At 71.3% G+C, this 11,666-nt stretch carries 12 protein-coding genes; 8 read left to right on the top strand and 4 right to left on the bottom strand.

Annotated features, from left to right (window positions below; all coding sequences use genetic code 11):
- Positions 1-284: 284 nt before the first annotated feature.
- From ACFZDE_RS30860 to ACFZDE_RS30825, 8 genes are all read left to right on the top strand, one after another.
- Positions 285-1,943: an FAD-dependent monooxygenase gene (locus ACFZDE_RS30860; RefSeq protein WP_391205402.1), complete on the top strand. Its 1,659-nt coding sequence runs from the start codon at positions 285-287 to the stop codon at positions 1,941-1,943.
- A 276-nt stretch (positions 1,944-2,219) separates the two neighbouring features.
- Positions 2,220-3,377: a SchA/CurD-like domain-containing protein gene (locus tag ACFZDE_RS30855; RefSeq protein WP_391001591.1), complete on the top strand. Its 1,158-nt coding sequence runs from the start codon at positions 2,220-2,222 to the stop codon at positions 3,375-3,377.
- 68 nt (positions 3,378-3,445) lie between these two features.
- Positions 3,446-3,886 carry a cupin domain-containing protein gene (locus ACFZDE_RS30850; RefSeq protein WP_391205399.1) on the top strand — a complete coding sequence of 147 codons (441 nt, stop codon included), beginning with the start codon at positions 3,446-3,448 and terminating at the stop codon, positions 3,884-3,886.
- On the top strand, positions 3,883-5,151 hold the full coding sequence (locus ACFZDE_RS30845; RefSeq protein WP_391001595.1) for a beta-ketoacyl-ACP synthase II: 1,269 nt from the start codon (positions 3,883-3,885) through the stop codon (positions 5,149-5,151). The genes ACFZDE_RS30850 and ACFZDE_RS30845 overlap by 4 nt, the downstream gene beginning before the upstream one ends.
- Positions 5,148-6,401: a beta-ketoacyl synthase N-terminal-like domain-containing protein gene (locus ACFZDE_RS30840; RefSeq protein ID WP_391205396.1), complete on the top strand. Its 1,254-nt coding sequence runs from the start codon at positions 5,148-5,150 to the stop codon at positions 6,399-6,401. The genes ACFZDE_RS30845 and ACFZDE_RS30840 overlap by 4 nt, the downstream gene beginning before the upstream one ends.
- 33 nt (positions 6,402-6,434) lie before the next feature.
- The gene (locus ACFZDE_RS30835) at positions 6,435-6,689 is read left to right on the top strand and encodes a phosphopantetheine-binding protein (RefSeq protein ID WP_391001599.1); all 255 of its coding nucleotides are present in this window, start codon (positions 6,435-6,437) and stop codon (positions 6,687-6,689) included.
- Position 6,690: 1 nt separating this feature from the next.
- Positions 6,691-7,170, top strand: coding sequence for an SRPBCC family protein (locus ACFZDE_RS30830; RefSeq protein WP_391001601.1), 480 nt, complete (start codon positions 6,691-6,693; stop codon positions 7,168-7,170).
- Between the two features lie 18 nt (positions 7,171-7,188).
- Positions 7,189-7,521 (top strand): TcmI family type II polyketide cyclase, encoded by a 333-nt coding sequence (locus ACFZDE_RS30825; protein ID WP_391001603.1) that lies wholly within the window; start codon positions 7,189-7,191, stop codon positions 7,519-7,521.
- Between the two features lie 112 nt (positions 7,522-7,633).
- On the opposite strand, the gene ACFZDE_RS30820 is transcribed toward ACFZDE_RS30825, so the two are convergent.
- From ACFZDE_RS30820 to ACFZDE_RS30805, 4 genes are all read right to left on the bottom strand, one after another.
- A complete protein-coding gene (locus ACFZDE_RS30820) occupies positions 7,634-8,662 on the bottom strand; it encodes a methyltransferase (protein WP_391205393.1) in 1,029 nt (342 codons plus the stop codon).
- 55 nt (positions 8,663-8,717) lie between these two features.
- The gene (locus ACFZDE_RS30815; protein ID WP_391205390.1) at positions 8,718-9,833 is read right to left on the bottom strand and encodes a right-handed parallel beta-helix repeat-containing protein; all 1,116 of its coding nucleotides are present in this window, start codon (positions 9,831-9,833) and stop codon (positions 8,718-8,720) included.
- Positions 9,834-9,923: 90 nt separating this feature from the next.
- Positions 9,924-10,379 (bottom strand): hypothetical protein, encoded by a 456-nt coding sequence (locus ACFZDE_RS30810; RefSeq protein WP_391001608.1) that lies wholly within the window; start codon positions 10,377-10,379, stop codon positions 9,924-9,926.
- 105 nt (positions 10,380-10,484) lie between these two features.
- Positions 10,485-11,660, bottom strand: a complete 1,176-nt coding sequence (locus tag ACFZDE_RS30805) for a spore photoproduct lyase family protein (RefSeq protein ID WP_391205387.1) — start codon at positions 11,658-11,660, stop codon at positions 10,485-10,487.
- Positions 11,661-11,666: the final 6 nt, after the last annotated feature.

The following is an 11,666-nucleotide window of genomic DNA, read 5'->3' as shown; positions in this document are numbered from 1 at the left end:
CGAAGCGGCGTGAGTGGGGGCAGGGGAGGGGAGTGGGGCTTATCTCAATGCATGAGTTAAGAAGTGACACAAGCGGCTGTCAAGGCTTTGGTACAGGCCAACCCGGGGCGGCGGGCAAGGCATCTCCCGGGTCGACGGCCGTCGGTCTACGGACGCCGAGGGGCCCTGTGCGTCGCGGCGCAGGCGGGTGAAGCCTGAGCCGCCGTCAGCTTCCCGGGGCATGCATGAGGATCTCCGCCGTATCCGGCCGGGTCGGCGGTATCGATGCGCTGGAGGCGAGAGTGATGAACGAACGAGCCGGACGGGCGGGCCCCCACACCGTCAGCGTTCCGGTCCTCATCGTGGGCGGCTCCCTGGTCGGCCTGTCCACCTCGTTGTTCCTGGGACGGCTGGGCGTGCCCCACATGCTGGTGGAGCGGCACGCGGGCACCTCCATCCACCCCCGGGGCCGCGGCAACAACGTCCGCACCATGGAACTGTTCCGCGTGGCGGGCGTCGAACAGGGGATCAAGGACGCGGCCGCCACCCTGGCCGTCAACCACGGCATCCTCCAGACGCCCACCCTGGTCGGCGACGCGGGCGAGTGGCTGTTCAGGGACATCGACCCGGGTGGCGGCCTGGCCCGCTTCAGCCCGAGCGCCTGGTGCCTGTGCAGCCAGAACGACCTCGAACCGGTGCTGCTCGACCACGCCCGCGAGCACGGCGGCGATCTGCGCTTCCACACCGAGCTGATGTCGTTCGACAGCGACGCGGGCGGTGTGACCGCCGTCGTCAAGAGCCGCGAGACGGGCGAGCACACCACCGTCCGCGCGGACTACCTCGTCGCCGCGGACGGCCCGCGCAGCCCAGTGCGGGAGCAGCTCGGCATCACCCAGAGCGGGCCCGGCGACCTGTTCCACAACGTCAGCCTCACCTTCCGCTCCCGCGCCCTCGCCGACGTCGTGGGAGACCGGCACTTCATCGTCTGCTACCTGACCGGCCCCGAGGCCGACGGTGCCCTGCTGCCGGTGGACAACCGCGAGAACTGGGTCTTCCACGCCCCCTGGCACCCCGAGAACGGGGAAACCCTGGAGGAGTTCACGGACGAGCGGTGCGTCGAGCACATCCGCCGTGCGGTCGGGGTCCCCGACCTCGACGTGGAGATCACCGGCAAGGCGCCCTGGCACGCCGCCCAGCGGGTCGCCCGCAGCTACCGGTCGGGACGGGTCTTCCTGGCCGGTGACTCGGCGCACGAGATGTCCCCCACCGGTGCCTTCGGTTCCAACACCGGCATCCAGGACGCGCACAACCTCGCCTGGAAACTGGCCGCGGTGCTCGACGGGTGGGCGGGACAGGAGCTGCTGGACACCTACGACGCCGAGCGCCGCCCCGTGGCCGAGGCCACCAGCGCGCGGGCCGCGGCCCGGTCGGCCGAGCACAGCCACCCCGGCTTCGCCCCACCCCCCGGAGCGGGCGGCGGCGGTCCCCAGAAGGGCATCCTCAACGTGGCCCTCGGCTACCGCTACCCGCAGGGTGCCGTCGTCGGCGCCGATCCGGCGGTCCCGGTGGTGCCCGAGCGCCTCGACCTGAACGGAGGACCGGGCAGCAGGGCCCCTCACCTGTGGGTGCGCCGAGGGGACGAACGGCTCTCCACGCTCGACCTGTACGAGCGCTCCCTCGTGCTGCTCAGCGACGCCGCCGAGCCGAACGAGTGGCACCGGGCGGCCGTCAGCCTCGCCGGCAGGCTGGCCCTCCCGCTCACGTCGTACCGGGTGGGCACCGGCGCCCAGGCGGACCTGGTGCCGGAGGACGACGCCGACTGGGCCGAGCGCCACGGCACGGGCCCCGGCGGCGCGGTGCTCGTCCGGCCCGACGGATTCGTCGTATGGCGGGCGCAGGGACCGGAGGCGGACGCCGAGGCGGTACTGCACCAGGTCCTGAGAACCGCGCTGGCGGTCGCCTGAAGACCCGGGCGCGCCGGCGGGGGCGGTCGGCCGGCGTCCGGTCGACCGCCCCCGCCGCTGTCCGCGTCACCTGTGCGGGGGAGCGCGACCGGCGGTCCGGGACCGGCCGGATCGGCTGATCCGTCCGGCCTCTCGGCGCACTTGGGCGTCCGGCGCCCGTCACTCGCGTACGCCGTCCGAGTCGCGCGATGCGCGGGGACGGCCACAGGATCGAGGAACGCCGACGCACCATCGCGACCGGCGCTCACTTTCCCCTCCGCGAAGGAGATGTGCGGGATGACCACCACGTCCGAACGGGTGGAAGGTTCGCGCGCCCGACAGGCGTCGCACCATGTCTCCCAGTCCGTGTTCGACGGTTCCCGGCTGCGCGTCGTCCTCCTGGTCGACGTCAACGACGGGGCCCAGCACCAGTTCCTCAAAGCTTACGAACAGCTCTGCAACCAGGTCGCGTCCGTACCCGGACATGTCAGCGACCAGCTGTGCCAGTCGATCGAGAACCCTTCTCAGTGGCTCATCACCAGCGAGTGGGAGAGCGCCCCGCCCTTCCTCGCCTGGGTCAACAGCGAGGAGCACGTGCGGATGGTGGAGCCGCTGCACAGCTGCGTCCGCGACACCCGCTCACTGCGCTTCCACGTGGTCCGCGAGACCGGTGGCCCGGCGGAGGGCACCGGCCAGGCGGATCGCAGGCTCCAGTCGGCACCCAGGGTCGGCGACGGCGTGATCCGGCACGCGCTCACCTTCACCGTGAAGCCGGGCAGCGAGGAGATCGTCGCCAAGATCCTCTCCGACTACGCCGCGCCCGAGCCCAGGGTCGACGACACCACGCGCCTGTGCCGCACCTCGCTGTTCATGCACGGCAACCGGGTGGTGCGGGCCGTCGAGGTGCGGGGCGACCTGCTCGCCGCGCTGCGCCACGTCGCCCGCCAGCCCGAGGTACGGGCCGTCGAAGAGGCCATCAACCCGCATCTGGAGCAGGACCGCGACCTGGCCGACCCCGAGTCCGCCCGGGTGTTCTTCACCAGGGCCGCACTCCCGGCCGTCCACCACGTGATGGCCGAACGGCAGCACACGCAGGCCGAACGGTACGCCCTGTACTACCCGACGCGGCCGGAGCGCGGGATGCAGCTCGCCGAACTCCTGGCCCATCGTGACGAGGCGGCGGCCGACGACCCGCACAGTCCCGTGCTGCGCAGCACGATCTTCCAGCGCGACGACGTCGTCGTACGGCTGATCGACGTGCACGGCGGGATCGAGGCGGCCGACCCCGCCCACATCCTCGGCATGTCCGACTCGGCACAGGTGGCCGAGCTGACGACGCTGCTGGACGACACCACGGGCATGGACGTGGTCGCGTCCAAGGACGGCAGCCTCGCGCGCCTGCTCGAACTGGCGCGCATGGATCTCGTCACCGACCGCCGGTCGCCCGACGCCTGATTCGCCATCCGGCGGGAGAGACGGCACCGCCTCTCCCGCGTCGGTGCAGCACCTCAACGGAGGAACCCGTGATCACATCTCGTCCCAACATCGTGAGCCTGAGCGACGTCGAGCCCAACCGCCGGCGAGGCGGTGACCTGCGCGCCATGCTCACTCCGGCCGCGGTGGGCGCCACCAGTGGATTCATGGGCGTGGCCCTCATCGAGCCCGGTGACCGGATCGGTGAGCACTACCACCCGTACTCCGAGGAGTTCGTGTACGTGGTGTGCGGGCAGCTCGAGGTGGACCTGGACGGAGAGCCGCACCCGCTCCAGCCCGAGCAGGGGCTGCTCATCCCGGTCAACATGCGCCACCGCTTCCGCAACGTCGGCAACGTGGAGGCCCGGCTGGTCTTCCACCTCGGCCCCCTGGCCCCGAGTCCGCCGCTGGGCCACGTCGACACCGAGGAGACCGACGTCCGGTCCGCGGTGGTGGGAGCGGAGGCCGAACGACGTCAGGTCCGGTCATGACCAGGCGCGTGGCGGTCACCGGCATAGGTGTCGTCGCTCCCGGCGGCATAGGTGTGCCGGCCTTCTGGAACCTCCTGGCGGACGGACGCACGGCGACCCGGGCCATCACGTTCTTCGACCCGTCCGGGCTGCGCTCGCAGATCGCCGCCGAGTGCGACTTCGACCCTGCCGCCCACGGACTGGACGAGCACGAGGTGCGGCGGAGCGACCGCTACATCCAGTTCGCCCTGGTCGCGGGAGACGAAGCGGTCCGGGACTCCGGTCTCGACCTCGACGCCGAGGACCCGTGGCGGGTCGGCGTCTCACTCGGCACGGCGGTCGGCGGCACCACCCGGCTGGAGAACGACTACGTCCTGGTCAGCCACCACGGGCAGCGCTGGGACGTGGACCACCGGGAGGCCGGCCCCGACCTGCACCGCGCCTTCACGCCCGGCTCGCTCGCCTCGACGGTGGCGGAGCGGTTCGCGGCGCGCGGCCCGGTGCAGACCGTCTCCACGGGCTGCACCTCCGGCCTCGACGCGGTCGGATACGCCTTCCACACCGTCCAGGAGGGCCGCGCCGACATCTGCATAGCCGGCGCCTCGGACTCGCCGATCTCCCCCATCACCATGGCCTGCTTCGACGCCATCAAGGCCACCTCCCCGAACAACGACGACCCGGCCCACGCCTCGCGCCCCTTCGACGCCGACCGCAACGGCTTCGTCATGGGCGAGGGCGGCGCCGTACTCGTCCTGGAGGAGCTGGAACACGCCAGGGCTCGCGGCGCCCGCGTGTACTGCGAGATCGGCGGCTACGCCACCTTCGGCAACGCCTACCACATGACCGGCCTCACCAGCGAGGGCGTGGAAATGGCCCGCGCCATCGAGGAGGCCCTCGACCACGCGCGACTCGACCCCACCACGATCGACTACGTCAACGCGCACGGCTCGGGCACCAAGCAGAACGACCGCCATGAGACCGCCGCGGTCAAACGAGTCCTGGGACCGCACGCCTACCAGACCCCCATGAGTTCCATCAAGTCGATGGTGGGCCACTCCCTGGGCGCCATCGGGGCGATCGAACTCGTCGCCTGTGTGCTGGCCCTGACCCACCAGGTGGTACCGCCGACCGCGAACTACGAGACCCCCGACCCCGAGTGCGACCTGGACTACGTACCCCGCGTGGCCCGCGAGCGCAAACTCGACAGCGTGCTCTCGGTGGGCAGCGGATTCGGCGGGTTCCAGTCCGCGGTGGTCATGAACCGGCCGAGGGAGAAGTCACGATGAGCGAGCCTCGTCCACGGCGCGCGGCCGTCACGGGAATCGGTGTGGTCGCGCCCAACGGAACCAGTACCGAAACCTTCTGGAAGTCCACCCGGGAAGGCATCAGCGTCCTGGACCGCGTCACCCGGGAGGGCTGCGAGCGACTGCCCCTGCGGGTGGCGGGCCAGGTCCGCGACTTCGACCCGTCGGCCGCGATCGAGGAGCGCTTCCTCGTCCAGACCGACCGGTTCACGCACTTCGCGATGGCCGCGGCCGACCTCGCGCTGGACGACGCCCGGCTCCCGCGGTCCGTGACCGACGAGGTGCCGTTCTCCGTGGGCGTGGTCACCGCGGCCGGCTCCGGCGGCGGCGAGTTCGGGCAGCGCGAACTCCAGCAACTGTGGGGCAAGGGCAGCCGCTTCGTCGGCCCCTACCAGTCCATCGCCTGGTTCTACGCCGCCAGCACCGGCCAGATCTCCATCCGCCGCGGCTTCAAGGGCCCCTGCTCGGTCGTCGCGGCCGACGAGGCCGGCGGCCTGGACGCCCTCGCCCACGCGGCACGCGCCGTACGGCGCGGCACCGACGTGATCGTGGCCGGTGCGACCGAGGCACCGATCGCGCCCTACTCGGTGGTCTGCCAACTCGGCTACGAGGAACTCAGCACGGTGGACGACCCGACCCGTGCCTATCGTCCGTTCACCTCCGCGGCCTGCGGATTCGTGCCCGCCGAGGGCGGCGCCATGGTCGTGGTGGAGACGGAGAGCACGGCCCTCGAACGGGGCGCGCCCGTACGGGCCCACCTCGCCGGACACGCGGCGACCTTCACGGGAGCCTCCCGCTGGGAGGAGTCCGGGCAAGGGCTCGCCCAGGCCGTCCGGGGCGCCCTTGCGGAGGCCGACTGCGCGCCCGAGGAGATCGACGTGGTCTTCGCCGACGCCCTCGGCATCCCGCGGGCGGACCGGGCCGAGGCGCTGGCCATCGCCGACGCCCTGGGGGCCCACGGCACCCGGGTGCCGGTCACCGCGCCGAAGACCGGCATCGGCCGGGGCTACTGCGCGGCGCCGCTGATGGACGTCGCGGCGGCGGTGCTCTCGATGGAGCACGGTCTGATCCCGCCCACCCCCAACGTCTTCGACATCTGCCACGACCTCGACCTCGTGACAGGCCGGGCCCGTACCGCCGAGGTACGCACGGCGCTCGTGCTCAGCCGCGGGCTCATGGGGTCGAACTCGGCGCTGGTGCTGCGGCACGGCGCCACCGGCTCCTCGTCCTGAGGCGCCGCGGAACAGGCAAGGAAGGTACCTGGCATGAACGACCGCATCTCGGTGGAAGAACTCGCCGAACTCATGAAGAAGTGCACCGGTGTCACCGTCACCCCGGAGGAACTCCGCCGCGACGAGACGGCCTTCGAGCAGCTCGGCGTCGACTCGCTGGGCCTGCTGGGCATCGTGGGCGAGCTGGAGAACCGGTACGGCACGCCGATGCCCACCGACGCCGAGCGCTCCAAGACGCCCCGGCAGTTCCTCGACCTCGTCAACGGCGCCCTTCTGGCAGGAGCGTGACATGACCGGACACACAGAGAACGAGATCACCATCGCCGCACCCCTGGACCTGGTCTGGGAGGTGACCAACGACCTGGAGAACTGGCCGCGGTTGTTCAGCGAGTACGCCTCCGTCGAGATCATCTCCCGGGAGGGCCACCGGACGACCTTCCGGCTGACGATGCACCCGGACGAGAACGGCACCGTCTGGAGCTGGGTCTCCGAGCGCGAGCCCGACCGCGAAAAGCTCACCGTCAAGGCCCGCCGCGTCGAGACGGGTCCCTTCGACCACATGAACATCCTCTGGCGGTACGAGGAGGTACCGGCCGGCACGCGGATGGTCTGGACGCAGGACTTCGCGATGAAGCCGGACGCCCCGGTCGACGACGAGTGGATGACGGACAACATCAACCGGAACTCCAAGGTGCAGATGGCCCTCATCCGCGACCGCGTCGAGAAGATCGCCGCGGAACGCGGTGCACATGCCGGTCCGACCGGCTGAGCCGGACGGAGAACACCCATGCACCAAGCCCTGATCGTCGCCCGGATGGCCCCCGGGTCGGCGCCCGACATCGCCAAGGTGTTCGCCGAGTCCGACCGCGGGGAGCTGCCGCACCTCGTCGGCGTGACCCGGCGCAGCCTCTTCCAGTTCGGCGACGTGTACATGCACCTGATCGAGGCCGAGCGCGACCCCGGGCCGGCCATCGCCAGGATCACCGGCCATCCCGAGTTCCGGGACGTCAGCGAGCGCCTGTCCGCGTACGTCAGCGCGTACGACCCCGACACCTGGCGTTCCCCGAAGGACGCCATGGCGCAGCGCTTCTACCTCTGGGAGCGCGAGCCGGCCGGCTGACCGCCGCCGGCACAGCACGGCCGCCGGGTCCGCAGGTCGCGGACCCGGCGGCCGTCGGTCTGTGCGCGTCGACGGGGCCCGGGATCACCGGGCCCCTCGGGACGCGCTCGGATCAGCCGGGGATGTGGCAGTCGAAGGCGTGCAGATAGGGATTGACCGGACTGATGTCGTCGATGACCAGGCCGGCTTCGGTGAGCCGGTCCACCATGCTCTGGCGGGTGTGCTTGGCCCCGCCGACGTTGAGGAGGAGCAGCAGGTCCATCGCGGTGCTGAACCGCATGGAGGGCGAGTCGTCGACGAGGTTCTCGATGACCACCACCCGCGTCCCGGGACCGCCGGCCGCACGGACGTTGCGCAGGGTGCGGACGGTGCTCTCGTCGTCCCACTCCAGGATGTTCTTGATGACGTAGACGTCGGCCTTCACCGGGACGGCCGTCCGGACGTCGCCCGGCACCACCTGCGCGCGGTCCGCGAGATCGCCGCCCGCACGCAGGCGCGGCACGGCGTTCTCCACCACCCGGGGCAGGTCGAGCAGCGTCCCGCGCAGGTCCGGGTACTTGTCCAGCAGGCTCGCCACCACGTGCCCCTGGCCACCGCCGATGTCGGCGACCGAGGCGCATCCCGTGAGGTCCAGGAACGCGGCGACGTCCTGCGCCGACTGCACGCTGGAGGTCGTCATGGCGCGGTTGAAGACGTCCGCCGACTCGGGGGCGTCCTCGTTGAGGTAGGGGAAGAACTCCTTGCCGTACAGGTCCTCCACCACGTTGCGGCCGGTGCGCACCGCCTCGTCGAGCTTCGGCCAGACGTCCCAGGTCCACGGCTCGGTGCACCACAGTGTGATGGCACGCAGGCTGTGGGGGTCGTCCTCGCGCAGCAGCCGCGAGACGTCGGTGTGCGCGAACGAGCCGTCCGGGCGTTCGGCGAACACGCCGTAACAGGACAGGGCCCGCAGGAGCCGTCTGAGCGGGCCGGGTTCGGTCTTCACCGCGGCCGCGATGTCCTCCACGGCCATGGGCCGGTCACCGACCGCGTCGGCGACGCCCAGCCGGGCGGCCGCACGCAGGGCGGCGGCACACGCCGCCCCGAACGCGAGTTCCCGCAGCCGCATGGACGGCGGAGGAGCGGGCTGAGTGGTCGTCATGTGCCGCCTTTCCACTGGGATCGAGTACGAGGGCTGATGGGACGGGGTACGCCGGTCAGCACAGACCCGCGGGCTTGGACGTCAGGCAGGAGTTGCCCTGGAAGGTGTTGCCCTCGCCGGGGTCCGTGTTGACCAGGTCGGCCGGGGAGTTGCCCTCGAGCAGGTTGTCGCTGATCCGGTTCCGCTCGCTGGGTGTGCCGACGAAGCTCTTGAACACGACGATGCCGCCGGAGAGCGGGGACGTGCCGACGTTGTCCCTGATGACGTTCTGGGTGATCAGGTTGTCCTCGGTGCCCGTCAGGACGATGCCGGATCCCTGCAGGGCGTCCAGCCGGGCGGTCTTCGGGCAGGACTTGTTGTTGCGCTCGATGCGGTTCTCGCGCACGGTCACGAGGCCGGCCTTCGGCTTGTTCTCGTCGCCGACGACGAAGACCGCCGCGCAGTTGCCCGTGAGGTGGTTGCCCGCGACGGTCAGGTTGCGCAGCCGGCGGATGGTGACGCCGATCCGGTTGCCCTCCAGCCGGTTGCGCTCGACCACCGTTCCCCCGGTGTCGCTGGCGCCTTCCTCCTCCTTCACCGTGTTGGCGAGGAAGAGGCCCGCGTCGCCGTTGTCCCGGGCGGTGTTGCCGCGGAACACGCCACGGGCCGAGCGCTCCGTGGCGATGCCCCACACCCCGTTGCGGACCGCGGTGACGTTGCGCACCGTCAGCCTGTCGGCCTCGAAGGCGTGAACGCCCGTCTTGACGAAGCCGGTCACCGTCAGGGACGCGATGGTGACGCCGTCGACGCCGTGTTCCTTCGTGCCCGTGACACAGATGCCGTTGCCGGCCGCGGCACAGCTGCCGGTGGCCCTCGCGGCGCCCGCCGTGCCCGCGGGAAGGGTGGGGGCGGGAAGGGTGGTGGCGCCCGCGCCGGTCTCCGGTACGAGCACCGTGCCGCGGCCCATGCCCCGCAGGGTCAGTCCGGGCGTGGTCACGTCGACGCTTCCGTGGTGGGTGCCGTGCGCCAGCAGCACGGTGTCACCAGGCAGGGCGTTGTCCACCGCCTTCTGGATCGACTCCCCGGGTTTCACCAGATGGACCTTGTGGCCGGCGGCCGACGGAGCGGCCCCGAGGCCCGTCCCGAGCAGTGCCGCGGCGCACGCCAGATATGCGATATGGCATTTGTTCATACCGGGCAGGTTATGTCCATGAAGGTCGTGAACCGTTGCGATGGGCCATCCGGCGGCGTGGCCCTTTCGACGGCGCTCCGAACGGGCCTGTCAGCTCTGCGGCGGAGCGTCGGGCCGGGCCGTGTGATCGGGGTGCCCACCGGTGCGGCGCTCTTCCTTGAGCTCGGCCTCGTACAGGTGGTCCCGGCCGTCGGCCAGTTCCTGGCGTGCCTCCCGTTCCGTGGCTTTGAACGGCTCGTAGTAGGTGGCGTCGTACGCCTCGATGATCTGGAAGGTCCAGTGCCCGGGAATGACATTGCGGCCGGTGATCTCGCTGCGGATCCGTTCCGCCCACTGCGGGTGGCCGGCCTCGTGCAGGAGGTCGAACGCGCGGTCCAGCTCGAAGTCGGCCCCGCCCGTCAGCTGGTGGAAGGCGTACAGGTGGCCGCGTGCGCGCTCGGTCGTCTCCAGTGCCTTGGACAGGGCGCCCAGGGCCCGGACGGTGGCGTCGGTCATGCCGGGTGGACGGCGGTGCGCCGCGTCCGGTCCTTCGTGGTGATCACTCATGTAGGACTGAGTGCCCGCTCGGCGGCCGCTCGCCTCACCGGCATTCGGGCGACGTACGGCCGCGCCCCCGCGTCACCGCAGGAGTGGGCGGGCAGCCAGACGCACTCAGAAGGCGTAGCGCACGCGCAGCCAGGGCGCGTGACGGTCGATCAGGGTACGCAGGGCCGCCACCGCCTCGCCCTTGACGTCGTTGCGGTAGCGGAGGTTGAGGGCGCCGTTCTCGGAGCGCTTGGCCTGCTGGAGTTCCGGGCGCCACAGGACGTCCTCGGCGCGGGGGTGCCAGCCGAGGTTGACCTCGTGCAGGTCCCGGTTGTGGGTCAGCATGATCACCTCGGCCGCCGCCTGCCGCTTCACCCGCTGGGGCAGGGCGTCGTCGAGGTGGGTGAGCAACTCGGCCCAGGCCGCCTCCCAGCCGGGGCGGACGACCACGGGGGAGAGGTTGAAGTGCACTTCGTACCCGGCGTCCAGGAAGTCGGCCGCGGCGCCGATGCGCTCGGCGACGGGCGAGGTGCGTAGGTCGAGGAGCCGGGCGTCGTCCGGCGGCATCAGCGAGAAGCGGATGCGGGTGCGGCCACGCGGGTCGAGGGCCAGCAGATCGGGATTGACGAACTTGGTGGCGAAGGACGCCTTGGCGGTCGGCCACTGCCGGAAGGCGTGCACCAGATCCGCGGTGTTGTCGCTGATCAGCGCGTCCACCGAGCAGTCGCCGTTCTCCCCGATGTCGTACACCCAAGACTCCGCGTCGCACTGGTTCGGCTCGGGCTTGCGCCCCTGCCGTGCCACATGCCGGGCGATGTGGGCGACGATCCGGTCGATGTTGGTGAAGACGGTGATGGGGTTGGCGTACCCCTTGCGGCGGGGCACATAGCAGTAGGCGCAGGCCATCGCGCAGCCGTTGGAGGCGCCGGGGGCGATCCAGTCCGCCGATCGTCCGTTGGGGCGGGTGGTGAGGGTCTTCCTCTCGCCCAGGACCAGCGTCTCCCCCTTGATGCGCACCCAGCGCTCGATGTTCCCCCGGTTGCCGTGCAGCCCGGGCAGACGCCAGTGCGACTCCACCGTCGTCACCCGTGCGTCGGGGAACCGGGCGCTGATCTGCCTCCCGCGGGGCGACTCGGCCGCCGCCGGCTCGGCGTAGATCTCGCGCACGGGCAGCAGCCGGCGCGCCGTGTCCGAGGTGCGGAAGGAGGGGCGCTGCGCGGTGGCGTCCGGTCCGGGCGTGAGGGCGTCGAGTCCGAACAGCGCGCCGGAGTCGTCGTCGGGGGCGCCGGACGGGTGGTGCATGGGTGC

The sequence above is a fragment of the Streptomyces sp. NPDC007929 genome, assembly GCF_042959065.1.
Classification (GTDB): Bacteria; Actinomycetota; Actinomycetes; order Streptomycetales; family Streptomycetaceae; genus Streptomyces.
The sequence above is the reverse complement of the archived record's forward strand: the minus strand, read 5'-3'. Positions and strand labels throughout refer to the sequence as shown.